This window comes from Xanthomonas bonasiae (assembly GCF_014836395.1).
Lineage (GTDB): Bacteria > Pseudomonadota > Gammaproteobacteria > Xanthomonadales > Xanthomonadaceae > Xanthomonas_A > Xanthomonas_A bonasiae.
The window spans coordinates 312,993-337,839 of the sequence record NZ_JACSQX010000001.1 but is presented as its reverse complement, the minus strand read 5'-3'; the positions used below and the strand labels follow the sequence as shown (position 1 = coordinate 337,839).

The 24,847-nt window shown below is 69.9% G+C and carries 21 protein-coding genes; 10 read left to right on the top strand and 11 right to left on the bottom strand.

Going from position 1 to position 24,847, the window contains the following annotated elements:
• Window positions 1-373: 373 nt before the first annotated feature.
• The 5 genes from gyrA to ligA all read right to left on the bottom strand — a co-directional run bounded on the left by gyrA (window position 374) and on the right by ligA (window position 8,975).
• The gene (gene gyrA, locus H9658_RS01480; RefSeq protein WP_179565033.1) at window positions 374-3,214 is read right to left on the bottom strand and encodes a DNA gyrase subunit A; all 2,841 of its coding nucleotides are present in this window, start codon (window positions 3,212-3,214) and stop codon (window positions 374-376) included.
• A 211-nt stretch (window positions 3,215-3,425) separates the two neighbouring features.
• Window positions 3,426-4,490: an S-methyl-5-thioribose-1-phosphate isomerase gene (gene mtnA, locus H9658_RS01475; protein WP_191824098.1), complete on the bottom strand. Its 1,065-nt coding sequence runs from the start codon at window positions 4,488-4,490 to the stop codon at window positions 3,426-3,428.
• 121 nt (window positions 4,491-4,611) lie between these two features.
• Complete coding sequence (locus H9658_RS01470) at window positions 4,612-5,319, bottom strand: DUF3011 domain-containing protein (RefSeq protein WP_179565037.1); 708 nt, start codon at window positions 5,317-5,319, stop codon at window positions 4,612-4,614.
• A 139-nt stretch (window positions 5,320-5,458) separates the two neighbouring features.
• Window positions 5,459-6,418 carry an EF-P lysine aminoacylase EpmA gene (gene epmA, locus H9658_RS01465; RefSeq protein ID WP_191824097.1) on the bottom strand — a complete coding sequence of 320 codons (960 nt, stop codon included), beginning with the start codon at window positions 6,416-6,418 and terminating at the stop codon, window positions 5,459-5,461.
• Between the two features lie 40 nt (window positions 6,419-6,458).
• Window positions 6,459-8,975, bottom strand: coding sequence for an NAD-dependent DNA ligase LigA (ligA, locus tag H9658_RS01460; protein ID WP_191824096.1), 2,517 nt, complete (start codon window positions 8,973-8,975; stop codon window positions 6,459-6,461).
• Between the two features lie 330 nt (window positions 8,976-9,305).
• Between ligA and H9658_RS01455 the strand changes: the two genes are divergently transcribed.
• A complete protein-coding gene (locus H9658_RS01455; protein WP_191824095.1) occupies window positions 9,306-10,430 on the top strand; it encodes a pyridoxal phosphate-dependent aminotransferase in 1,125 nt (374 codons plus the stop codon).
• A gap of 218 nt (window positions 10,431-10,648) precedes the next feature.
• On the opposite strand, the gene zipA is transcribed toward H9658_RS01455, so the two are convergent.
• From zipA to rpsF, 5 genes are all read right to left on the bottom strand, one after another.
• Entirely contained in the window at window positions 10,649-11,386 is a 738-nt protein-coding gene (zipA, locus tag H9658_RS01450) for a cell division protein ZipA (protein ID WP_179565045.1), read from the bottom strand.
• Window positions 11,387-11,444: 58 nt separating this feature from the next.
• Complete coding sequence (gene smc / locus H9658_RS01445; protein WP_179565047.1) at window positions 11,445-14,948, bottom strand: chromosome segregation protein SMC; 3,504 nt, start codon at window positions 14,946-14,948, stop codon at window positions 11,445-11,447.
• A 228-nt stretch (window positions 14,949-15,176) separates the two neighbouring features.
• Window positions 15,177-15,626: a 50S ribosomal protein L9 gene (gene rplI / locus H9658_RS01440; RefSeq protein ID WP_179565049.1), complete on the bottom strand. Its 450-nt coding sequence runs from the start codon at window positions 15,624-15,626 to the stop codon at window positions 15,177-15,179.
• A 227-nt stretch (window positions 15,627-15,853) separates the two neighbouring features.
• Window positions 15,854-16,084 (bottom strand): 30S ribosomal protein S18, encoded by a 231-nt coding sequence (gene rpsR, locus H9658_RS01435; protein ID WP_003473336.1) that lies wholly within the window; start codon window positions 16,082-16,084, stop codon window positions 15,854-15,856.
• A gap of 11 nt (window positions 16,085-16,095) precedes the next feature.
• Window positions 16,096-16,530 (bottom strand): 30S ribosomal protein S6, encoded by a 435-nt coding sequence (gene rpsF / locus H9658_RS01430; protein WP_003473337.1) that lies wholly within the window; start codon window positions 16,528-16,530, stop codon window positions 16,096-16,098.
• A 427-nt stretch (window positions 16,531-16,957) separates the two neighbouring features.
• Between rpsF and H9658_RS01425 the strand changes: the two genes are divergently transcribed.
• The gene (locus tag H9658_RS01425) at window positions 16,958-17,746 is read left to right on the top strand and encodes a 4'-phosphopantetheinyl transferase family protein (protein WP_225209661.1); all 789 of its coding nucleotides are present in this window, start codon (window positions 16,958-16,960) and stop codon (window positions 17,744-17,746) included.
• A 15-nt stretch (window positions 17,747-17,761) separates the two neighbouring features.
• Here the strand turns inward: H9658_RS01425 and H9658_RS01420 are convergent, their stop codons facing one another.
• Window positions 17,762-18,115: a HesB/IscA family protein gene (locus H9658_RS01420; RefSeq protein WP_179565053.1), complete on the bottom strand. Its 354-nt coding sequence runs from the start codon at window positions 18,113-18,115 to the stop codon at window positions 17,762-17,764.
• 141 nt (window positions 18,116-18,256) lie between these two features.
• On the opposite strand from H9658_RS01420, the gene asnS reads away from it, so the two are divergent.
• From asnS to H9658_RS01380, 8 genes are all read left to right on the top strand, one after another.
• Complete coding sequence (asnS, locus tag H9658_RS01415) at window positions 18,257-19,657, top strand: asparagine--tRNA ligase (RefSeq protein ID WP_179565055.1); 1,401 nt, start codon at window positions 18,257-18,259, stop codon at window positions 19,655-19,657.
• 4 nt (window positions 19,658-19,661) lie between these two features.
• Window positions 19,662-20,039 carry an ADP-ribosylation/crystallin J1 gene (locus H9658_RS01410; RefSeq protein WP_191824094.1) on the top strand — a complete coding sequence of 126 codons (378 nt, stop codon included), beginning with the start codon at window positions 19,662-19,664 and terminating at the stop codon, window positions 20,037-20,039.
• Entirely contained in the window at window positions 20,036-20,341 is a 306-nt protein-coding gene (locus tag H9658_RS01405; RefSeq protein WP_179565059.1) for a hypothetical protein, read from the top strand. The genes H9658_RS01410 and H9658_RS01405 overlap by 4 nt, the downstream gene beginning before the upstream one ends.
• Window positions 20,338-20,652: a hypothetical protein gene (locus tag H9658_RS01400; protein WP_179565061.1), complete on the top strand. Its 315-nt coding sequence runs from the start codon at window positions 20,338-20,340 to the stop codon at window positions 20,650-20,652. The genes H9658_RS01405 and H9658_RS01400 overlap by 4 nt, the downstream gene beginning before the upstream one ends.
• 7 nt (window positions 20,653-20,659) lie before the next feature.
• Window positions 20,660-21,283 carry an FMN-binding negative transcriptional regulator gene (locus tag H9658_RS01395; RefSeq protein WP_191824093.1) on the top strand — a complete coding sequence of 208 codons (624 nt, stop codon included), beginning with the start codon at window positions 20,660-20,662 and terminating at the stop codon, window positions 21,281-21,283.
• 147 nt (window positions 21,284-21,430) lie between these two features.
• Window positions 21,431-22,093 (top strand): carbonate dehydratase, encoded by a 663-nt coding sequence (gene can / locus H9658_RS01390; RefSeq protein WP_058197164.1) that lies wholly within the window; start codon window positions 21,431-21,433, stop codon window positions 22,091-22,093.
• Window positions 22,094-22,138: 45 nt separating this feature from the next.
• Window positions 22,139-22,663, top strand: coding sequence for a 3-hydroxyanthranilate 3,4-dioxygenase (locus H9658_RS01385; protein ID WP_179565065.1), 525 nt, complete (start codon window positions 22,139-22,141; stop codon window positions 22,661-22,663).
• Window positions 22,664-22,696: 33 nt separating this feature from the next.
• Complete coding sequence (locus H9658_RS01380) at window positions 22,697-24,832, top strand: FUSC family protein (RefSeq protein ID WP_191824092.1); 2,136 nt, start codon at window positions 22,697-22,699, stop codon at window positions 24,830-24,832.
• Window positions 24,833-24,847: the final 15 nt, after the last annotated feature.

Here is a 24,847-nt window from a genome sequence, read left to right as displayed (position 1 = left end):
CACTCCATGTTCGGCGATCGATCAGCGGCCGATCCCTTCTCCCGCCGGGGGAAGGCGGAACGGCACGCAGGGCCGGATGAGGGTACGGGCGCAGCCTCCTGCACCCAACTCCACGAGCCGCTTCGCGCCGTACCCTCACCCCAACCCTTCTCCCGGGGGGAGAGGGGCTTAAGCGCGCCGCGGCCGTTTCCTTCTCCCGTCGGAACCATGGCCGCCTTTTCGTCCTGAAGGCGCGGATGAGGTGCGGAAGAAGCCGCGCATGGCATGCGTGCCTGCATTGCATTGGCGGCGGTGTCATGCCGCGCCCTGCCCGCGCCAGAAACGACGACGCCGGCATCGCGCTGGCGTCGTCGTATGCCTCCAGCACGCGCGATCAGCTTTCCGGCGGCAACTCGCTGGCGATCTCGGCGCTGCCGCCTTCGCCCACGATCGGCTCGGCCGGCTCTTCCTCGACCAGCGAACCGTCCAGGCGCTCCACCGCCTGCAGCTTCTCGCCCTTGGACAGGCGGATCAGGGTCACGCCCTGGGTGTTGCGGCCGACGCGGGAGATCTCCGAGGCGCGGGTGCGCACCAGGGTGCCGCCATCGGAAATCAGCAACACCTCGTCCTTGGTGCTCAGCAGCACCGCGCCCACCAGCTTGCCGTTGCGCTCGCTGGTCTGGATGCCGATCACGCCCTGCGTGCCGCGGCCCTTGCGCGGGTACTCGGCCAGCGGGGTGCGCTTGCCGTAGCCGTTCTCGGTGGCGGTGAGGATGTAGGCATCGGGCTCGTCGCCGTTGCGCACCGCGACCTCGGCATCGACGTCGGCCTCCGTCTCCGGTGCCGTCTCGACGTCCTCGGCATCCTCGTCCTGGCCCACGGCCGGCTCGGCCACGATCAGGCTGACCACGTACTCGCTCTTGGCCAGGCGGATGCCGCGCACGCCGCGGCTGCTGCGCCCGGTCGGCTTGACCCCGCCGCGGCTCTTGCGGCGCGGGCTGCGCGCGTCGTCGCCGTCCTCGACGGCCTCGGCCAGCGCGATCTCATCGTCGCCGTTGTCCTCGCCCGTGCCCTCGTCGATGGTGCCGTCCTCGGCCTCGTCGTCCTTGGGCCGTTCGGAGAAGCGCACGGTCTTGCCGTTGGAGGCGAACAGCAGCACATCGCGCTCGCCGTCGGTCAGGCCCACGCCGACCAGGGCATCGCCCTCGTCGAGGTTGATCGCGATCTTGCCGGCCTTGCGCTGGAACGCGAAGTCGCTGAGCGGGGTCTTCTTGACCATGCCGTTGCGGGTGGCGAAGAACACGTAGCGGCCGCCGGCATAGTCGCGCACCGGCAGCACCGCCTGCACGCGCTCGCCGTTCTCCAGCGGGATCCAGTTGATGATCGGGCGGCCGCGCGCGTTCGGGCCGGCCTCCGGCAACTGGTACACCGGCAGCGCGAACACCTTGCCGCTGCTGGTGAAGGTCAGCAGCGTGTCGTGGGTGTTGACCAGCCACAGCTGGTCGATGAAATCCTCTTCCTTGGTCGCCGCGGCGCTGCGGCCGCGGCCGCCGCGGCGCTGCGCGCGGTACGCACTGACCGGCTGGCGCTTGGCGTAGCCGGCATGCGACAGCGTCACCACCACGTCTTCCGGCGCGATCAGGTCGAGGATGTCGAGGTCTTCCTCGCTGTGGCGGATCTCGGTGCGGCGCGCATCGCCGTATTCCTCGCGGATGCTGATCAGCTCCTCGCGGATCACCTGCAGCAGCACGTCGGGGTTTTCCAGGATCCGGATCAGCCCGGCGATCGCTTCCAGCAGTTGCTTGTATTCCTCGGTCAGGCGCTCCTGCTCCAGCCCGGTCAGGCGGTGCAGGCGCATTTCCAGGATCTGCGAGGCCTGCACTTCGGTCAGCTGGTAGCCGTCGGCGAGCAGGCCGACGCCGGCCGGCAGGTCTTCCGGCTGCGAGGCATCGGCACCGGCGGCGCCGAGCAGCGCGCCGACCAGGCCGGCGTCCCAGCGCCTGGCCAGCATGCGCTCGCGCGCCTCGGTCGGGTTGGCCGAGGTCTTGATCAGCTCGATCATCTCGTCGATGTTGGCGAGCGCGACGGTCAGGCCTTCGAGGATGTGCGCGCGGGCACGCGCCTTGCGCAGTTCGAAGATGGTGCGGCGGGTGACCACTTCGCGGCGGTGGCGGACGAACGCCTCCAGCATCTGCTTGAGGTTCATCAGCTGCGGGCGGCCATCGACCAGCGCCACCATGTTGATGCCGAACACCGACTCCATCTGGGTCTGCTGGTACAGGTTGTTCAGCACCACATCGGCGGCTTCGCCGCGCTTGATCTCGATGTAGATGCGCATGCCGTCCTTGTCGGACTCGTCGCGCAGTTCGCTGATGCCTTCGAGCTTCTTTTCCTTGACCAGCTCGGCGATCTTCTCGATCAGCCGCGCCTTGTTGACCTGGTACGGGATCTCGTTGACCACGATCGCCTCGCGGCCGTTGTCCTGGATCTCGATCTCGGCCTTGGCGCGCATGCGCACGCGGCCGCGGCCGGTACGGTAGCCGGCGACGATGCCGCTGGTGCCGTTGACGATGCCGGCGGTGGGGAAATCCGGGCCGGGGATGTATTCCATCAGCCCGTCGACGTCGATCTGCGGATTGTCGATCAGCGCCAGGCAGGCGTTGATCGATTCGGTCAGGTTGTGCGGCGGGATGTTGGTCGCCATGCCCACCGCGATGCCGGCCGAACCGTTGACCAGCAGGCTCGGGAACCGGGTCGGCATGACCGTCGGCTCCAGTTCCTTCTCGTCGTAGTTGGGCTGGAAATCGACGGTTTCCTTGTCGATGTCGGCCATCATCTCGTGGGCGAGCCGCGACATGCGCGCCTCGGTGTAACGCATCGCCGCCGCGGAGTCGCCGTCGACCGAACCGAAGTTGCCCTGCCCGTCCACCATCAGGTAGCGCAGCGAGAACGGCTGCGCCATGCGCACCAGCGTGTCGTACACCGACTGGTCGCCGTGCGGGTGGTACTTGCCGATGACGTCGCCGACGATACGCGCCGACTTGTAGTAGGGCTTGTTGCTGTGCGCGCCCAGCTCGTTCATCGCGAACAACACGCGGCGATGCACCGGCTTGAGGCCGTCGCGCGCATCCGGGAGGGCACGCCCCACGATCACGCTCATCGCGTAATCGAGGTAGCTCTTGCGCATCTCGTCTTCCAGGTTGACCTGGATGATTTCCTTGGCGGATTCTGCCATTCGGGTTCCGTAAGTCTGGTGGCTAATCGACCAGGACGCCGGCCCGCGGCAAGCGGGCCTGCCGGCACCGAAAATCTACGGCGCGCAGCGGTCGATCGAACCGCCGGATTCTATCATGACGGGCGCGCGCATGCCCGGTTTTTGCCGGCCCGAACAAGCACTTGCGTGGATTTGCGGGGCCGTGCAGGGCGGCTGCCGCGGTTGCCGCGGCTCAGCCGCCGAACGCGGCGCGCATGCGCTCGGGATCCGGCCGTTCGATCACCCCGCGTTCGGTGACGATGGCATCGATCAATTCGGCCGGGGTCACGTCGAACACCGGGTTCCAGGCGGCGATGCCCTCGGCCACGGTGCGCACCCCGCCCACGCCGAACAGCTCGCCCGGGTCGCGCTGCTCGATCTCGATCTGCGCGCCGTCGGCGGTGTCCATGTCCACGGTGGACCACGGCGCCACCACCATGAACCTGACGCCGTGGTGGCGCGCGGCGATCGCCAGCTGGTAGGTGCCGATCTTGTTGGCGGTGTCGCCGTTGGCGCAGATGCGGTCGGCGCCGACGATCACCCACTGCACCGCGCCGGTCTTCATCAGGTGCGCCGCGGCCGAATCGGCGATCAGGGTCGCGTCGATGCCGTCCTGCTGCAGTTCCCACACGGTCAGCCGCGCGCCCTGCAGCCACGGCCGGGTCTCGCCGGCGAATACCTTGGCGATGCGGCCCTGGGCCATGCCGGCGCGGATCACGCCCAGCGCGGTGCCGAAGCCGGCGGTGGCCAGCGAGCCGGTGTTGCAATGGGTCAGCACGCCGCTGCCGGGCGCGATCAGGCCCGCGCCGAGCGCGCCCATGTGGCGGTTGGCGGCCAGGTCTTCCTCGGCGATCGCCTGCGCCTGGCGTGCGATCGCCTCGCGCCAGTCGGCGCCGGCCGCGGCCAGCACCTTGCGCATGCGCATCAGCGCCCAGGCCAGGTTCACCGCGGTCGGCCGCGCCGCATTGAGCCGCTGCAGCGCCGGTTCCAGCTTGGCCAGCGCCTGCGCGCCGTCGTCGGCCTGCACGTCGCGCGCGGCCAGCACCACGCCCCAACCGGCGGCGATGCCGATCGCCGGCGCACCGCGCACCGCCAGGGTGTGGATCGCGTCGGCGACCTGGTCGCTGTCGGTGCATTGCACGTGCTCGACCACGAACGGCAGCTTGCGCTGGTCCAGCAGCTCCAGCGCCTCGCCGGTCCACAGGATCGGGCGGATATGGTCGTAGCGGGCGTAATCGATATCGAGGTCGGCGTTCATCCGGCTATTTTAGCGGCGGGGATTGGGGATTGGGGATTTGGGCATTCGCAGAAGCGGTGCTGCGTGCGGCTGCCATGGGCCCTGCCCTGCCCTGGCGCTCGGCGCACGGTGGCTGCGATGCTCAGTTGACGCTGAATTCCGCGCGGCAGCCCTTGTCCACCCAGATGCCGTCGCGGTCCCAGCCCCAGCTGTCGTCCTGCACGCAGGCGGTGCCGGACAGCTGCCGGCGCAGCTGCACGCTGTTGTGGATGCTGACCCCGCAGCGGCGCCGCGAGCGGCCCTTGGATTCGCACAGCACCGGACGCGCGCCGACCGGGAAGCCGGACCCGTCGCTGGCGCCGATCTCGAACTCGCCGCGGCAACCGCGCGACACCCAGATCTCGTTGCGGCGCACGCCCCAGCTGCGCTCCTCGCGGCACGGCACCGAGGACAGCTGGCGCATCAGCCGTACCGGCGCGCCGCGCAGCATCACCGGGCAGCTCTCGACCCGGCCGTCGGATTCGCAGCGCAGCACGCGGCGCATCGCGCTGCGCGTGGGCTCGGGCGGATTGGAACGGAATTCGGCGCGGCAGCCCAGCGTCACCCACACCCCGGTGCCGTCCGAGCCCCATTCGCTGCCGCGGATGCAGTCGTTGTCGGACAATTGCCGGATCAATTCCACGCCCTGTTCGGTCGGCATCGGGCAATGCACCCAACTCATGTCGCGCGATTCGCACCGCACCACCGCGGCGTCGTAACCGTCCGGCGCCTGCGCGAACGCCTTCGCCGGACACGCCGATACCGCCAACCCCAGCCAACACCAGCTACCGAGCCCGTACGACCACTTCATGCTTGGCTCTGCCCCTATGCGTGGAACCTGAACAACGAAGACCACTCCACCGATATCGCGCATCGACCGCATGCTGGGCTGGATCAAACCATCATCGATGTCGACAAAGCAAGAAGATGCTACATGAACAACGCACGGTTCAGGCTCGCGCGAAATCGTAGGCGAGCACATCGCCGATCGACGCGGTGCCGCGCATCGCCATCAGCAGGCGATCCACGCCGACCGCGACGCCGGCGCAATCGGGCAGCGCCGGCAAGGCCTGCAGCAGACGCTCGTCCAGCGGCGGCAGTTGCGCGCCGCGCTCGCGGCGCAGCGCGTGATCGCGCAGGAAGCGGCGTCGCTGCTCGGCCGCGTCGTTGAGTTCGTGGTAGCCGTTGGCCAGCTCGTAGCCGCCCAGGTACAGTTCGAAGCGTTCGGCCACCGGCGGCTGTTCGTCGCGGACGCGCGCCAGCGCGCACTGCGTGGCCGGCCAGTCGTGGACCACGGTGATGCGGTCGGCCGGAAACGCCGCTTGCAGGCGATGCGTCATCAGCAGGTCGAGCCAGTCGTCGCGGGTCAGCCCTGCAGCGTCGATGCGGATGTCGCGCAATGGCTGCTGCAGCGCATCGAGCGGCGCCAGCAATGGATCGATGCCCAGCGTATCCAGGAACAGTTGCCGATAGGTGACGACCTGCAGCGTCGCCGTGCGCGCGACCAGCGCCAGCGCCTCGCGCACCAGCGCCACGGTCTCGTCCACCAGCTGCAGATGATTCCAGCCGACCCGGTACCACTCGAGCATGGTGAATTCGGGATTGTGGCGGCCGCCGGCCTCGCCGTTGCGGAACACCCGGCCGAGTTCGTAGCAATCGCCGACACCGGCGGCCAGCAGGCGTTTGAGCGGATACTCGGGCGAGGTGCGCAGCCAGCGCAGCGCCGGGCCGGCATCGACATGGCCGCTGAAGCGGGTCTGGAAACTGTCGATGTTGGGTTCGGTGTTGCCGGCCGCCGACAGCATCGGCGTCTCCACCTCGAGCACGTCGCGCGCGGCGAAGAAGGCGCGGATGCGCGCGTTGAGCGCGGCGCGCAGGCGCAGCGCCGCGATGTCCACGGCCTCGCTCATCGCGGCGATCCGATCGGATGCCTCGCGCCCAGAAGCCGGCTCACCCCTGCCCCTCGTGCTCGCCGAGCAAGGCCAGCAACTGCGCCTCGTCCCACACCGCAACGCCCAGTTCCTGCGCCTTGTCCAGCTTGGAACCGGCCTCGGCGCCGGCGACGACGAAACTGGTCTTCTTCGACACGCTGCCGGCGACCTTCGCGCCCAGCGCTTCCAGGCGCGCCTTGGCCGCGTCGCGGCTGAGTTGCTGCAGGGTGCCGGTCAGCACCACGGTCTGCCCGTCCAGCGGCGCGGCGCGGCGCGCGGCCTGCGCCGGCGCCGCGTCGAGCAGGCGCCGCATCGCCGCGTCGGCGGCGCGCAACGCCTGCAACCGCGCGTCATCGGCCAGATAGGCGGCGAGATTGGCCGCGCCCGCCGCCGACAGCCCGGCGCCGGTCCAGCCGCTTTCGTTGGCGCGCAGCAGCGCATCGAGCGTGCCGTAGGTCGCGGCCAGCCGTTGCGCGCTCTTGCCGCCGAGCTTGTCCACCGGCAGCGTGGTCAGCAGGTGCGCCAGGTCGAGCCGCTCGCGCAGTTCCGCCGGCGGCGCGCCCTCGTCGGCGAAGCGGATGCCGGCCTGGACCAGCGCATCGACCACGGCCGCGTTGCCGGCTTGTTCGAAGAAGGTCGCGATCGATCGCGCGACCTCGCCGCCGATATCGGGCAGCGCCTGCAACAGCACCGCCGGCGTGCTGCGCACGAAGTCCAGCGATCCCAGCCAGTGCGCGAGCGCCTTGGCGGTGGTCTCGCCCAGATGCGGGATGCCCAGCGCGAACAGGAAGCGCGGCAATGTGGTGTTGCGGCTGGCGGCGATCCCGGCGACCAGGTTCTCCGCCCATTTCGTCGCCAGCTTGCCGCCCAGATCCACGGCCAGGTGCGCACGCAGGAAGTCGGCGCGCTTCCAGTCCGGGGATTCCTGCGCCAGCAGCGCCTGCGCTCGCGCATCGAGCATCAGCGCACCCTTGCTGTCGTTCACGGCCTGCACCAGGTCGGCCGCGGTCGCCGCATCCAGCGCCGCCTTCATCCGCACCAGGTCTTCGACGCTCAGCGCATACAGATCCGCCAGCGACTGCACGAAACCGAATTCGACCAGGGCATCGGCCTGGCGATCGCCCAGGCCCTCGATGTCCATGGCCCGGCGCGAGGCGAAATGGCGCACGGCCTCCTTGCGCTGCGCCGCGCAGGCCAGACCGCCGCTGCAGCGCCAGGCCACCGCGTCCTCTTCCTTGACCAGCTCCGAGCCGCACACCGGGCACGTGGCCGGCATCGTCCACGGCAGCGTGCCGGCGGGACGGCGTTCTTCGATGACCCGCACCACTTCGGGAATCACGTCGCCGGCGCGGCGCACGATCACGGTGTCGCCTTCGCGCGCATCCAGCCGCGCGATCTGGTCGGCGTTGTGCAAGGTCGCGTTGGTGACGGTGACCCCTGCGACCTGCACCGGTTCCAGCCGCGCCACCGGGGTGACCGCGCCGGTGCGGCCGATCTGCACTTCGATCGCGCGCAGCACGGTGGACTGTTCCTGCGCCGGGAACTTGTGCGCCAGCGCCCAGCGCGGCGCGCGCGAGACGAAGCCCATCGCCGCCTGCTGGTCGTAGTCGTCGAGCTTGTAGACCACGCCGTCGATGTCGTACGGCAGCGCGTCGCGCCTGGCGCCGATGCGGCGGAAATACGCGATCAGGCCGTCGAAGCCGGTCGCCGTCGCGACCTCGGGCGCCACCGGGAAGCCATAGCGGCGCAACAGGGCCAGGGTCTGCGAATGGGTCTCGGGCAGTTCCAGGCCGCGCACCTCGCCGACCGAATAGGCGAAGAACGCCAGCGGCCGCCGCCGGGTGACCGCCGGATCGAGCTGGCGCAGCGAACCGGCGGCGCCGTTGCGCGGATTGGCGAGCAGCTTCTCGTTGCGTTCCAGCGCCTTGGCGTTCCAGGCAGCGAACGCCGCGCGCGGCATGTAGATCTCGCCGCGCACCTCCAGCACCGCCGGAAACGGCGTGCCCAGGTCGCGCAGCTTCAACGGTACCGAGCGCACCTGGCGCAGGTTGGCGGTGACGTCCTCGCCGGTGCTGCCGTCGCCGCGGGTGGCGCCCTGCACGAACACGCCGTCCTCGTAGCGCAGGCTGATCGCCAGGCCGTCCAGTTTCGGCTCGACCGAAAACACCGGCGCGGCCAGGTCCAATGCGCGCTCGATGCGCCGCTCGAAATCGGCGACTTCGGCGAAGCGCTCGCGGTCGTCGGCATCCTCGGCTAGACCCGGCGTCTCGAACGCGTTGGCCAGCGACAGCATCGGGATCGCATGCCGCACTTCCGGAAAGCCGCCGTCCGGCCGCGCGCCGACAGTGCGGGTCGGCGAGTCGGCGCGCGCCAGCTGCGGGTGCTCGGCTTCCAGCGCCTCCAGCTCGCGCATCAACGCGTCGTACTCGGCATCGGTGATCGACGGATCGTCGTGCACGTAGTAGCGGTCGTTGGCGTCTTCGATGCGTTGGCGCAAGTCGGCGGCGCGCTGCTGGAGATCGGGCGTGGCGGTCATGCGCGGCCGGGGACCTGGTGACGGAGAGGGAGGCGATAGTAACTGCGTGCCTGGCAAGGGGAAATGCGGGTGAGGCCGGGATTGGAGATTGGGGATTCGGATTGGGGCTCTGAAGATGGGGGACCGGTAGCGCGGCGGACGCACCCTCACCCCAACCCCTCTCCCGAGGGGAAAGGGGCTCAGCGGACGCTCCGATCGCAGCGCCGCGCTTTTCCGATTCCCCACTCCCTTTCCCGATTCCCTGTTTTCCCACTATTCAGAAAACTTGCCGAAACGTTAAGGAAACATTAGGTTTGCCTCCCCGCCCTGACGTTTCGCTGGAGAGTGCCCGTGTCGCTACCGGTTTCGCGCCGTTCCTTCCTTTCCCTCGCCACCTCGGGCCTGGCGGTCGGCGCACTGGGCCTGGCGCCCGCTGCGGAAGCGGCAAAGCGCAAGGCGGCTGCGGTCGCGACGCCCGGCGTGGCGCCGGCGGTCGGCCCGGTCTATCTGAACTTCAACGAATGTCCGCTGGGTCCGGCGCCGGCCGCGCTGGATGCGGCGCAGGCGATCCTGCCGCGCGCCGGCCGCTACCTGTTCGAACTGCAGAACGACCTGATCGCGCTGTTCGCCGGCGAGCAGCAATTGCCCAGCGATCACGTCGCGGTCTATCCCGGCTCCAGCGACCCGCTCAACCGCGCCGCGCGTGCGTTCACTTCGGCCCGCGCCGGCGTGGTGGTGGCCGATCCGACCTTCGAAGCGGTCGCCGATGTCGCCGCCGCGCACGGTGCGCCGGTGCGGCGGGTGCCGCTGCGCGCCGACGGCGGGCACGACGTCAAGGCGATGGCCAGCGCCGATCCGAACGCCGGGCTGATCTACCTGTGCAACCCGAACAATCCGACCGGCTCGATCACCGCGCGCGCCGACATCGAATGGCTGCTGGCAAACAAGCCCGCTTCCAGCGTCCTGCTGGTCGACGAGGCCTACATCCACTACAGCGAGCAGCCCTCGGTGATCGACCTCATCGGCCAGCGCCAGGACCTGCTGGTGCTGCGCACCTTCTCCAAGCTGTACGGCATGGCCGGGCTGCGCCTGGGCCTGGCGGTGGCCTCGCCGGGACTGCTGACCAAGCTGGCCGCGTTCGGCGAGAACCCGGTGGCGATCCCCGCGGTGGCCGCCGGCATCGCCAGCCTGCGCGACGTGCAACTGGTGCCGGCGCGGCGCGCGGAGAATGCGCGGATCCGCAACGAGACCATCGCCTGGCTGCAGAGCAAGGGCTACAAGTGCCTGCCGTCGCAGGCCAACTGCTTCATGGTCGACGTCAAGCGCGACGGCAAGGCGTTCGCCGCGGCGATGGCCAAGCAGGGGGTGATGATCGGCCGCAGCTGGCCGATCTGGCCGAAGCTGGTGCGCGTCACCGTCGGCACCGAGGCGGAGATGCTGCGGTTTCGTGAGGCGGTGTTGAAAGCGCGCAAATAGCGCGCTTGGGATTGGGGAGTCGGGATTGGGGATTCGTAAAAGCTGGCTTCGCCGCTTACCTCATCGGCCCGTAACCTCATCGGCCCCCGTACCCTCATCCGCCCCTTCGGGGCACCTTCCCCCCAAAAGGGGGCCGTGAGTCCCGATGGGAGAAGGGAAGGCGCAGCGGATTCGCTGTTACGAATCCCCAATCCCGACTCCCCAATCCCGGCGCCACGCTACCAGCGCGGCGCCTTGGTCAACGGGGGCGCCTGATGCTGCCGGTCGTAGGCGCGCAGTTCGTCGCGGATGTGGGCGATGCGCTGGCGGCCGAGGGCGTTGCGGCTGTCGTCCAGGACCACGCCGTCGAGCAGTTCGCCCATGCGCTGCACGGTCGGCAGCATCTTTTCCCAGGCGTCGAGCGCGGTCAGCGGCGCCGGCAGGGTCAGGAAGAACGCGATCGCCGGGGTCTCCATCTCGCGGATGTGGGCCATGTCGAAACTGCCCGGCTTCATGATGCTGGCCATGCTGAAGATCGGGCCGCGCTCGGGATGGCCTTCGACCAGGCGGTGGAACACGCTCATGTGGCCGAACACCAGCCCGGTCTTCTCGGCGGCGACGACGATGTCCTCGCCGCGCAGCACCTGGCCGGCGCGCGCGGCGACGTACAGCGAGACGATCTTGTCGAAGTCCTGGCTCGGCCGCTTGCCGAGTTCGGCGTTGGCCGCCTCGGCGGCCGACAGGCCCAGTTCGGGTTGGCCGAGGGCGCCGTCCTGGTCGGGCGCGGCGATCGCGTCGCCGTCGGCGGGCGCCGCGGCATCGCCGAGCGAAGGTTCGCGGCGCGGTGCGGCCGGGTCGGCCGGCTCCACGCGCCGACCCTGGGTCGGTTTCTTCGGGCGGCCGAACAGGAAGATCGCCGCGATCAGCAACAGACCGGCGGCGAGGATGCCGATGCGCAGCATTGCCATGTCGGACATTCGGGGGTTACTCCGGCAGGGGTGCGTAGGGGGAAGACAAGGTATTTAGCATGTCACGTCAGGCCGCGCCCGCCAAACGCGCGGCTTCCTCGAGGTCCACGCTGACCAGGCGGCTGACGCCCGGCTCGCGCATGGTCACGCCGCTGAGCTGGTGCGCCGCTTCCATCGTGGCCTTGTTGTGGCTGACGAACAGGAACTGCACCTTCTCGCTCATCTCCTTGACCATCGCCGCCAGGCGGCCGACGTTGGCTTCGTCCAGCGGCGCGTCGACCTCGTCGAGCAGGCAGAACGGCGCCGGGTTGAGCTGGAAGATCGCGAACACCAGCGCCACCGCGGTCATCGCCTTCTCGCCGCCGGACAGCAGCGAGATGCTGGACACGCGCTTGCCGGGCGGACGCGCCATGATCGCCACGCCGGTGTCGAGCAGGTCTTCGCCGGTCAGTTCCAGATAGGCGTGGCCGCCGCCGAACAGGCGCGGATACAGCGCCTGCACGCCGGAATTGACCCGGTCGAAGGTGTCCTTGAAGCGGCCGCGGGTCTCGCGGTCGATCTTGCGGATCGCGTCCTCCAGGGTTTCCAGCGCGGTGTTCAGGTCGACGTCCTGCGCTTCCAGGTATTCGGCGCGCTGCGCGGCCTCGCCGTATTCGCTGATCGCGGCCAGGTTGACCGGCTCCAGGCGGCGCATGCGTCCGTCGATCTGCTGCACCGCCTGCTCCCACTCGGCCGGATCGGCCTGTTCGGGCAGGCCGTTGATCACGTCCTCGAGCACGAAGCCGGCCTTGACCACGGCCGCCGACAGTTGCTCGGCGCTGAGCACCAGCGCCTGCTGGTCGAGGCGGCGCTGGGCGATGCGCTCGCGCTGCGCCAGGGCCTGTTCGTCGCGCTGCTGTCGGGTCTGTTCCAGGCCGCGCAATTCGTTGTCGATGCCGTCCAGCAGCGCGCGCGCCTCGCCGAGCGCGCGGTCGGTGCGCACGCGTTCGCTGAGGGCCGCCTGGTGCTCGGCTTCCAGCGCATGCACCGGCGAATCGCCTTCGCTCAGCTGCGCGCTGAGTTCGCCCAGGCGCGAATCCAGCTGCCCGCGCTGGTTGCCCATGCGCTCCAGCGCCTGGCTCAGCGAGGCGATCTGGGTGCGTTGCGATTCCAGGGTCAGGGCCAGCGCATGCGAGGCCTCGCGCACCCGGCGCGCGGCATCGCGGGCCAGGTCGCGCGCTTCGGTGAGCTGGCGACGCTCGCTCTCCAGGGTGTGCCGGGTGCTTTCCAGGTCGCCCATGCTGGTGACCGCGTCTTCCAGCTTGGAACGCGCCTCGCGCGCCTGCTCGCGGCTGCTGTCCAGCGTTTCCAGCAGCTGCGCGATCTCCGTCTCGATGCGCTCGATGCGGGTGCGCGCGGCGTCCACCTTGCCCTGCTGGCTCTGCAGTTGCCCGGCCAGTTCGGACACGCTGCGGTGCGCCTGGTACAGCTGGCGCTGCGCTTCCTCGCGCTGCTGCTCGGCGGCCAGCGACTGCTCGCGCAGGCTCGCCAGGCGCTGGTCCAGTTCCGCTTCGCGGTCCTGCAGCGCATCGATCTGGCCGCGCAGGGCCTGGATATCGCGCTCGCGCAGCAACGCGCCCTGCTTGGCCGCGCCGGAGCGCGACACGCGCAGCCAGCCTTCGCCCAGCCGCGCGCCGTCGCGGGTGATGACCGAGTCGCCCTCGCCCAGCTGCGGCAGCAAGGCGCGTGCGGCGGCCAGGTCCTCGGCCGCGTGCAGCCGCGACAGCAGCCGGCGGATCGCGATCGGCCCCTGCACCTTGGCGGCCAGCGAGGTCGGCGCGAAGTGGCCGGCCTCCTCGTCGCTGCTGACCAGCGCGATACGGCCTTCGCCGAGCTCGCCCAGCGCGTCGACCAGGGTCTCCGGCGCATCGACCAGCACGCCTTCGATCAACTGCCCGAGCGCGCCTTCGACCGCGTTTTCCCAGCCGCTTTCGACGCTGATGCGCTCGCCCACGCGCGCCGCCGAATCCAGCCCGCGCGCCTTCAGCCAGGCCACCGCGGCGCCCTGCTCCTGGCCGAGCGCGGCCTGCTGCAGGGTTTCCAGCGACGACAGCCGGCCGCGCGCGGCCTGCGCCTGCTTGCGCACCTCGGCCAGTTCCGCCTGCGCGCCGCGCTGCTGTTCCTGCAGCGCGGTCAGCGCCTGCTTGCGGGTCTCGACCTGTTCGTTGAGCCCGTCCAGCGCGGCGCGCTGGGTCTCGTGCTGCAGCTCCACCTGTTCGAACGCGGCGGCCAGCGCGTCCAGGTCCAGCCCGGCGCGCTCGGCGGCCAGCGCTTCGCGGCGGCGCTCGGCTTCCAGCGACTGCCGGTCCAGGTAGTCGACGCGGGTGCGCTCCACTTCGCCGGCGCGCGAGGCCTCGGCGGTGTAGCGCTGGTGCGCTTCCCAGCGCTGCTGCCAGTCGGCCAGCCTGGCCTCGGCGTCGCGCAGCGCTTCCTGCTTGTATTCGTTGTCTTCCTGCAGCTGCTCCAGCTGCGGCCCGGCGATGTCCACCGACTCGCGCAGCAGCGCCAGCTTGGCCTCGTCGCCGCTGATGTGCTGGCCGAGTTCGGCCAGCGCCAGCTGCGCTTCGTCGCGCGCCTTGTGCAGGCGCTGCGACAGGTCGCGCTGGTGCTGGATCTGCTGCTCGATGCGCGCCAGGGTGCTGCCGACCTGGTAGACCTCGGCCTGGGCCTTGCTCAGGGCGTCGGCAGCTTCCTCGCGGCGCACGCGGCCGGTCTCGATCCGCGCCTCAGCCTCGCGCTGCTCGGCGATGAACTGCTGCAGGCGCGTCTCTTCCTGGCCCAGCGCCTCGCGCAGGCCCTGCAGCTTGCCGTCCAGGCCGCGGTATTCCAGCGCCTTCCACTGCGCGTCCTTGACCCGACGCTCTTCCTGCAGCGCCTGGTACTGCTCGGCCTGGCGCGCCTGGCGCTTGAGGTGCTCGAGCTGCTTGCCGATCTCCTCGCGCAGGTCGCCCAACCGCTCCAGGTTCTCGCGGGTATGGCGGATGCGGGTCTCGGTCTCCTTGCGCCGCTCCTTGTACTTGGAGATGCCCGCGGCCTCTTCCAGGTACACGCGCAGGTCTTCCGGGCGCGCCTCGATGATCTGGCTGATCATGCCCTGCTCGATGATCGAGTAGCTGCGCGGACCCAGGCCGGTGCCGAGGAACAGGTCGGTGATGTCGCGGCGCCGGCACTTGGTGCCGTTGAGGTAGTAGCTGCTGCTGCCGTCGCGGCTGACCTGGCGCTTGACCGAGATCTCGTTGAACGAGGCGTACTCGCCGGAAATGGTGTGGTCGGAGTTGTCGAAGATCAGCTCCACCGTGGCCTGCGACACCGGCTTGCGCGCCGAGGAGCCGGAGAAGATCACGTCGGTCAGCGAGTCGCCGCGCAGGCGGCTGGCCGAGCTTTCGCCCATCACCCAGCGCACCGCGTCGATGATGTTCGACTTGCCGCAGCCGTTCGGACCGACGATGCCGGTCATGTTGGTCGGCAGGTGCAGCGTGGTCGGATCGACGAAGGACTTGAAGCCGGACAGCTTGATGGTCGACAGGCGCATGGGGCAGGCAATCCATGGCAGGCGGCGGCCGGCGGGCCGGCACGCGCTGCCGCTAATGAATATCCAGGTGAAGTCCCGCTTCCAAGTCCTTGATACGACTACGATCGCCGGACAGGAAACAGGCACGAACCGATGAGTATAACGGCACCCAGCGAGGGCCGGGGCCGGAGGCCGCAAACGAAACGGGCACCTTGCGGTGCCCGTTTCGGTACAGCATGAAGCCGTGGATCAGGCTTCGGCTTCGACCACGACCTTGACCGTGGTCTCGACGTCGGCGTGCAGGCGCACCAGCACCTCGTACTCGCCGATGTTGCGGAACGCGCCTTCGCCCAGCACCACTTCGCCCTTTTCCAGCGGCAGGCCGGCGGCGGTGAACGCCTCGGCGATGTCGCGCGGGCCGACCGAGCCGTACAGCTTGCCTTCGGTGGACGCGTTGGCCTTGACCGTCACGCTGGCGCCTTCCAGCTTGGCCGCACGGGCCTCGGCGTCGGCGTGGATCGACTGTGCCTTGGCTTCGTACTCGGCGCGCTTGGCTTCGAACTCGGCGATGTTGGCGGCGGTGGCCGGCACGGCCTTGCCCTGCGGCACCAGGAAGTTGCGGCCATAGCCCGGCTTGACGTCGACCTTGTCGCCGAGACCGCCCAGGTTGGTGACTTTCTGCAGAAGAATCAGTTGCATGGTGTTGCTCCGTTATTCGTTAGCGCACGCCCGAAGGCGCCCGCAACGCTTGCTGTCCGAATAGGAAAAGCCGGGAATCGGGAATCGGGAATCGGGAATCGCAAAATCCCCGAGCAACGCCGCACTCTTCGATCGCCAGACTTCTATTGAGTAGCCCGCGCACGGATGCTTGGGCTGTTGCCCGGAAGGACCCGCACAACCGTGCGGGCGCTTCCGGAGCGGTCACATCAAATATCGTGGTTGTCCGTGTACGGGATCAGCGCCAGGAAACGCGAGCGCTTGACCGCCGTGGCCAGCTGACGCTGGTACTTGGACTTGGTGCCGGTCACGCGGCTCGGCACGATCTTGCCGTTCTCGGTGAGGTACTGGCGCAGGGTGTTGAGATCCTTGTAGTCGATCTCTTTGACGCCCTCGGCGGTGAACTTGCAGAACTTGCGACGACGGAAGAACTTGGACATGGCAGTGCTCCTTAGGCGGCTTCGGCGGCGTCGCCGTCGGTTTCGGTGGCGGCGGCAGGCGCATCGCCTTCCTCGTCGTCGCGGCGACGGCGCTCGCTACGCTCGGGCTTGTCGCCCTTCTCGTCCTTGCTCTTCATGATCAGCGACTGCTCGGTGTCCGGGCCGTCGCGCTTGATCACCAGGTGGCGCAGCACGGCGTCGTTGAAGCGGAAGCTCTCGACCAGTTCGGCGAGGATGGCCTGGTCCACTTCGATGTTGAGCATGACGTAGTGCGCCTTCACCAGGTTCTGGATCGGGTACGCCAGCTGGCGGCGGCCCCAGTCTTCCAGACGGTGGATGGTGCCGCTGCCGTTCTCGACCAGCGACTTGTAGCGCTCGATCATGGCCGGGACCTGCTCGCTCTGGTCCGGATGGACCAGGAACACGATTTCGTAATGACGACTCATGTGGTTATACCTTTCGGATGTGGCCCGAGGGCCGGACAGCCCCCCGCGAGGCCCAAAACGGGTGCGGTGGGGCAAGGGATCCCGCCACGACAGGCGCAGGAAGCCGGAAAGTATGGCAGCGCAGAGGCCGCGCCGCAAGGCGGGGGCTGTCACCCGCCCTGAGCGGGTGCCACCGGCTGCAGCCGATGCGCCCGCCTGGGCCGCTGCCGCGCCGGCGCCGGTTTTGCGACACTGGCCGGGTGAACCGCACACCGCCCTCGCCCTCAGCCACCGACGCCAGCGCGCTTCCTGCACGCCTGCCCGCGCAGCGGCCTGCCCTGCCCGCTGCCGCAGGCCGCGACCTTGCGGCCAGGCCTGCACGAGTACGCCGCGCCGAAAGCGCCGCGCTCCCCTTTCGCATACGCGGCATGTCGGCCGGGTACGCGCATTGAGCGCCCGCCTGGACGCCGACCCTGCCCTGCGCGTCGGCCAGCCGCTGCAGCTGGACCTGCCGCCGGCGGTCGCCACCGCCCTGCGCAGTGCACACCGCTACCTGCTGCACGACGGCACGCCGCTGTACGCGCTGGGATTCGACGCCGAGCGCTTCCACTCCCAGGCCTTCGCCGCGGCGACGATCGCCTGCCCGGACAGCGTCGCGCGCAGCGTGCGCAAGCGCCAGGCGGAATTCCTGTTCGGGCGCCTGGCCGCGCGGCTGGCGCTGGACGAGGCGCTCGGCCCGGCGCAGGCGCGAGCCGAAATCGCGATCGGCGCGTCGCGCGAGCCATGCTGGCCGGCCGGCGGCCTGGGCAGCATTTCCCACAGCGGCGGCTGCGCGGCGGCAGTGGCGCTGCCGGCCGGCCAGGCCCATGGCATCGGCATCGACCTGGAACGGCTGCTCGCGCCGGCCGCGCGCGAGGCCGTGCTGGGCGTGGCGATCGATGCGCAAGAAGCCGAGCTGCTGGCGGCCGCGGCCAACCCGCAGTGGTCGCACGATGCGCTGCTGACCGCGCTGTTCTCGGCCAAGGAAAGTCTGTTCAAGGCCGCGTTCGGCGCGGTCGGGCGTTATTTCGACTTCGCCGCGGCCCGCGTCTGCGGGGTCGATCCGGTGCGGCAGCGCCTGCGCCTGCGGCTCACCGAGACGCTATGCGCGCAGTTCGTCGAAGGCCAGGCCTGCGAGATCGGTTTTGCGCGGCTGGACCTGGATCCGCAGCTGGTGCTGACCCACTACGCGTGGTGAGCGCAGCGCCGGCGCTCAGCGCGCGGCGGCCGCCGCATGCTCGGCGTCGGTGGTGAAGCTCTCGCCGCAGCCGCATTCGGCGGTGGCGTTGGGATTGCGGAAGATGAAGGTCTCGCCCAGGCCCTGCTTGGCGAAATCGATCTCGGTGCCGTCGACCAGCGGCAGACTGGCGGCGTTGACGTAGATGCGCACCCCATCCTGCTCGAACACCGCATCGTCCGGGTGCGCTTCGCGCGCCAGGTCGGTGACGTGGCCCCAGCCCGAGCAGCCGGTGCGTTCGACGCCGAAGCGCAGGCCCAGCGCGCCGGGGGTCTGGGCGACGAAGCGCTGCACGCGCTCGAAGGCGACGGGAGTGAGATGGATGGCCATGGCGAACGACTCCGGGAACAGCGAACGGTCATTATAGGGAGGAAGCGCGGCGGCGGATGCGCACCGCGCCTCGCAAGCGCCGCGGTTCAGCCAGTACACTTGCCCGTTCCATATCGAGTCGCTGCGGCGAGGATTCAAGTCATGACGGTGGTGAGCGTTGAGCATGCGCTGGCCGGGAAGATCCCGGCGGGCGGCGAGGTGACGGTACGCGGCTGGGTCCGCACCCGGCGCGATTCCAAGGCGGGGCTGTCCTTCGTCAACGTCAGCGACGGCTCCTGCTTCGCGCCGATCCAGGTGGTGGCGCCGGCCGAGCTGCCCAACTACGAGGCGGAAGTGAAGCGGCTGACCGCCGGCTGCGCGGTGATCGCGCGCGGGCGCCTGGTCGCCTCGCAGGGCCAGGGCCAGAGCTTCGAGATCCAGGCCGAGGCGATCGAGGTGGTGGGCTGGGTCGAGGATCCGGAAACCTATCCGATCCAGCCCAAGGCGCATTCGCTGGAATTCCTGCGCGAGGTCGCGCACCTGCGCCCGCGCACCAACCTGTTCGGCGCGGTGACCCGCATCCGCAACTGCCTGGCGCAGGCGGTGCACCGCTATTTCCACCAGAACGGCTACAACTGGATCAGCACCCCGATCATCACCACCTCCGACGCCGAGGGCGCCGGGCAGATGTTCCGCGTGTCGACCCTGGACCTAGCCAACCTGCCGCGCGACGGCAAGGGCCAGGTCGATTTCGGCCGCGACTTCTTCGGCAAGGAGACCTTCCTGACCGTGTCCGGCCAGCTCAACGTCGAGGCCTACTGCCTGGCGCTAAGCAAGGTCTACACCTTCGGCCCGACCTTCCGCGCCGAGAACAGCCACACCACCCGCCACCTGGCCGAGTTCTGGATGATCGAGCCGGAGATCGCCTTCGCCGACCTGGCCGAGGACGCGCGGGTCGCCGAGGACTTCCTCAAGTACCTGTTCCGCGCGGTGCTCGAGGAGCGCGGCGACGACCTGGCGTTCATCGCCGAGCGCGTGGACAAGACCGCGATCAGCAAGCTGGAGGCGTTCATCAACTCGCCGTTCGAGCGCATCGAGTACGGCGATGCGATCACGCTGCTGCAGAAGTCCGGGCACAAGTTCGAGTTCCCGGTGGAATGGGGCCTGGACCTGCAGACCGAGCACGAGCGCTGGCTGACCGAGCAGCACGTCGGCCGCCCGGTGGTGGTGACCAACTACCCCGAGCACATCAAGGCCTTCTACATGCGCCTGAACGATGACGGCAAGACCGTGGCGGCGATGGACGTGCTGGCCCCGGGCATCGGCGAGATCATCGGCGGCAGCCAGCGCGAGGAGCGCCTGGACGTGCTGGACACGCGCATGGTGCAGTTCGGCCTGGATCCGCAGCACTACGGCTGGTACCGCGACTTCCGCCGCTACGGCACGGTGCCGCACGCCGGCTTCGGCCTGGGCTTCGAGCGCCTGGTGGTCTACATCTGCGGGCTGAGCAACATCCGCGACGCGATCCCCTACCCGCGCGCGCCGGGCAGCGCCGAGTTCTGAGGACATGGCCGACGCCGACGCCACGGTGACCATGTACCGGCCGCTGGGACCGGAGGAATTCGCGCTGGTGCGCGATTCCGGGTTCCGGCGCTGGCCGCCGCGGCTGCCGGAACAGCCGATCTTCTATCCGGTGACCAACCAGCGCTACGCCGAGGAGATCGCCGGGCGCTGGAACGTCAAGGACAGCGGCGTCGGCTACGTGGCACGGTTCGCGGTGCGCGCGGCATTCATGGCGCCCTATCCGATCCAGAAGGTGGGCGGCGCGCAGCACACCGAGTGGTGGATCCCGGCCGAGGCGCTGGAGACGCTGAACGACAATATCGTCGGTCTCATCGAGATCGTGGCGCGCTTCGATGCTCCGCTCGAGGAGACCTCGGCATGATCCTGTTCTTTGCGCTGTGCTTCGTCGGCGTGGCCATCGCCGGGTTCAGCGCGTTCCTGATCTTCTGGCCGCTGACCCTGGTGCATATCCGCGACCGGCATCCGCCGCTGGTGGCTGAATTCGGCCCCGGCGCGTTTCTCAAGCCGGTGGCGCTGGGCTGGTTGCTGGCGCGGCGCTACCGCCCGCTCGGCGACCGCTCGCTGTCCGGGCTGGCGACCCCGGCCTGGCTGTCGCTGCTGACCATCTTCTTCGGCCTGGGCATGGCCGCCCTGCTCTGGCTGCTTTCCCTGGTGATTCCATGACTTCAGACGCTTCCGCCGCCGATCGGTGGTACCTGGCCAGCCTCGGCCGCATCCTGGTGTGGGCGCGCCTGCGCGTGCGCGAAGCCGGCACCGCCGAGGTGCTGGACAGCGACGGCAACACGCTCAGCTACGACAGCGAGGACACCGCGCAGGCGGCATTGTTCGACGCCGAGTTCGTCGCCTTCGACGGCCTGGACGAGGACGACGCGCTGGCGCGCGGGTTCTCGCTGCACGAAGTGGCGCCGCCGCAGGCCGACAACGATGCCGCGCTGCGCGGACGCATGACCCAGACCCTGGGCACGCGCGCCTGAGCCGCCGATGCACGTCCCGCCGGCGTTCGCCGAAACCGACCTGGGCGCGCTCGACGCGCTGATCGCGCGCGATCCGTTCGTCACCCTGGTCACCGTCGCCGACGGCCTGCCCTGCGCCACGCCGCTGCCGGTGCTGTATCGGCGCGACGGCGCGCGCATCGTGATCGAAGGCCACTGGGCGCGCGCCAACCCGCAGTCGCGGCATGCCGGCCCGGCGCTGCTGATCGTGCACGGGCCGCAGGCCTATGTGTCGCCGGGCTGGTATCCGGACAAGGAGGCGATGGCGCGCGTGCCGACCTGGAACTACGCCACCGCGCACCTGCATGGCCGGTTGCAGGCCAGCGACGACGAAGCGCTGCTGGCCGACATCGTGGCCCGGCTCAGCGAACGCCACGAGCGCGCGCTCGGCAGCGACTGGCGCTACGAGCCGGACAACGATGCGCACCGGCGCCAGTTGCGCGGCATCGTCGGCTTCCGTTTCGAACCGGAGCGGGTGGAACTGAAGTTCAAGCTGAGCCAGAACCACCCGCCCGCGAACGCGACGGCGGTGAGCGCGGCCTTGCAGGCGCAGGCCGATCCTGGCGCGCAGGCGGTGGCCGCATTGATGCGCGAGCGCCTGCAACGGCGCTGACGGCGCCTGCGTCCGCGCACGAGCGCGGGCGCGCCGCGCGTCCCGACCAACATACGCCGGCGTGTGTCCGCGCCGATGAACCGCGCCACGCCCGCCGCCGCCGCGACGCGCCCATGTGTGCGCCGGCTTCTGGAATAATGCGCGGCTATGAGCAAAATCGATCAGCTACTGCACAACAACCGTGCCTGGTCCGAGCGGATCAATCGCGAGGATCCGGACTTCTTCGGCCGCCTGTCCAAGCAGCAGACCCCGGAATACCTGTGGATCGGCTGCTCGGATTCGCGGGTGCCGGCCAACCAGATCATCGACATGGCGCCGGGCGAGGTGTTCGTCCATCGCAACATCGCCAACGTGGTCGTGCATACCGACCTCAACTGCCTGTCGGTGATCCAGTTCGCGGTGGAAGTGCTGAAGGTGCGGCACATCCTGGTGGTCGGCCATTACGGCTGCGGCGGCGTGCATGCCGGCCTGACCCGCGCCCGCCTGGGCCTGGTCGACAACTGGATCCGCCACGTCACCGACGTGGCCGAAAAGCACGAAGGCTGCCTGCAGCAGGCCGGCGACCTGACCCTGCAGCACGCCCGCCTGTGCGAGCTCAACGTGCTCGAGCAGGTGGTCAACGTCAGCCGCACCTCGATCGTGCGCGACGCCTGGGCCGCCGGCCAGGAACTGACCGTGCACGGCTGGGTCTACAGCCTGCGCGACGGCCGCGTGCACGACCTGGGCATGGAACTGGAGCGGATCGAGGACCTGGCGCCGCGCTACGATGCCGCACTGGCGCGGATCTGCCAGGACCGCGAGGATCGCTGATCCGGTGCCGGCGCCCGCGCCGACACGACTGCCCAAGGACACCGCATGCTCCCCGCCCCGCTGAACCTGCACGCCTGGATCGACGAACACCGGCACCTGCTGAAGCCGCCGGTGGGCAACAAGTGCATCTACGCCGGCGACTTCATCGTGATGGCGGTCGGCGGGCCGAACGCGCGCTCGGACTTCCACTACGACGAAGGTCCGGAGTGGTTCTACCAGCTCGAAGGCGAGATGGTATTGAGGATCCAGGAAGACGGCGCGGTACGCGAGATCCCGATCCGCGCCGGCGAGACCTTCCTGCTGCCGCCGAAGGTGCCGCATTCGCCCCAGCGGCTGCCCGATTCGGTGGGCCTGGTGATCGAGCGCCGCCGCCTGCCGCACGAGAACGACGGCCTGCAGTGGTATTGCGAACGCTGCAACCACCTGCTGTACGCAGAATATTTTCCGCTGCGCAATATCGAGACCGATTTTCCGCCGGTGTTCGCGCGCTTCTACGCCTCCGAGGCGCTGCGCACCTGCGGCCGTTGCGGACAGCTGCACCCGGTGCCGGCGCCCGTCGCCGCGCCGTGAGCGCACCCTCGCCGACCGTCGCGCCGGGCTGCGATGCTGCATAGCCTGATCGCGCTGAAGCCGCGCGACGTCCCGCTGCGCGTCGCCCTGCGCAACACCTTCGCGGTGGTCGCCCCGCTCGCCATGGGCGTGGCCAGCGGTCATGCCGAACTCGGCCTGGCGATGGCCACCGGCGCGCTGAACACCATGTTCTCCGACCAGCCCGGGCCGTACCGGGCGCGCATGCAGCGCATGCTGATGGCGGCGCTGGCCGCCGGCGGCGCGGCGCTGCTGGGCATGCTGATCGGCGCGCATACCCCGGCGCTGGCGCTGGCGGCGCTGTTGCTGGGCCTGGGCGGCGGCCTGCTGGTGGCGCTGGGCCCGGTCGCGGCGCGGGTCGGGCTGACCAGCATGATCCTGCTGGTGGTCAGCGCCGACGTGCGCCTCCCTGCGGCACAGAGCGTCGGCGTGGCCGCGCTGATCTTCGCCGGCGGCGTGCTGCAGATGCTGATGGCGCTGGCCGCCTGGCCGCTGCAGCGCTACCGCCCGGAGCGGTTCGCGCTGGCCGAACTGATGCGGCAGCTGGCCGGCATCGCCCGCCAGCGGCCGAGCGCGACGCTGGCGCCGCCGGCCACCGAAGCGGTGCTCGAGGCGATGGTGATGCTGCACGGCGAGCACCGTTCGCGCGGGCTGGCGGTGCAGTCGTTCCGGATCATCGCCGAGCTGTGCGAACGCGCGCGGCTGGAACTGCTGACCCTGACCGACCTGCACGGGCGCCTGGACGAAGCCGCCGCCGCGCGGCTGCCGATCGAGCGCGTGCTGGAGCGCAGCGCGGTGGTGCTGGACCAGCTCGCCTACGCGCTGGACAACGCCGAAGACCCGGCCGCGGCGGAGGCCTCGATGACCGGCTTCGACGATCTGGCCGAGGCGCTGGCGCAGGCCCAGGCGCAAGCGCAGGACACCCGCGAGCGGCGCCTGCTGCGCATTGCCGTGGCCCGCGCGCAGGGCCTGGGCGGGCAGCTGCGCGCGCTGGTGCGCAATGGCCACTGGGCCAGCAGCCGCGGCGAGATCCAGGCCGAGCTGGCCGAGGCCCGGTTGCCGGCGGCGCTGCGCCCGCTGGCGCCGCTGCAGACCCTGCGCGCCAACCTCGGCTTCTCCTCGGTCGCGTTCCGGCATGCCTTGCGCTGCGGCGTGTGCCTGAGCCTGGCGGTGCTGTTCGAACGCTGGCAGGCGATCCCGCACGGCTACTGGATCCCGATGACCACGGCGATCGTGCTCAAGCCGGATTTCGGCGGCACCCTCAGCTTCGGCGCCTTGCGCGTGGCCGGCACCTTCGCCGGGCTGGTGCTGGCCACCGTGCTGGCCCACTTCACGATGGACGGCGCGGTGGTGCGGCTGCTGTTGCTGACCGTGTTCTGCCTGGGCTTCCGCCTGCTGACCCAGGTCAACTACGGCCTCGGCGTGGCCTGCCTGACCGGCATGCTGGTGTTGCTGCTGTCGTTCGAAGGCATGGCCCCGGGCGAGGCGATCGGCGAACGCATCCAGGCCACCGTGCTCGGCAGCGCGCTGGCGCTGGTCGCCTATGCGCTGTGGCCGACCTGGGAGCGGCGGCATATCCGCGCCACCCTGGCGCAGCTGTTGCTGGCCTATCGCGACCATCTCGCCGCGCTGCTCGAAGGCCGCCTGCAGGCGCTGCCGGAGACCCGCGCCGCGTCGCGTACCGCGCGCACCAACGTACAGGCCTCGATCGAGCGCCTGCGCGGCGAACCGCGGCGCAAGCGCAACCTGCGCGAACTCAAGCTGGCCGAATCGGTGCTGGCCAACGGCAATCGCCTGATCCGCGCCTCGCTGGCGCTGGAAGCGGTGCTGCGCGACAGCCCGGCGTTGCCGCCGCTGCCGGAACTGGCGCAGTTTCGGCAGCAGGCGCATGCGGCGCTGACCCAACTGGCCGACAGCCTGCGCAGCGGCACCCCGCCGCCGCAGGCGACCTTGCGCAACGACGAACGGCGCCTGGCCGAGGCGCTGGCCGCGCATCTGCAGGAGGCCAGCGACGGCTCGGCGCTGGCCGCGCTGGCCGACACCGGCGACCGCGTCGCCGACAGCGTCGGCACCCTCACCCACCTGTTGCGCAGCGCCATGCTGCCGGCCACCGCCACGCCCGCCGACGAAGCGCTACGCCGCGACCGGTAGACTGTGCCCTCGTCC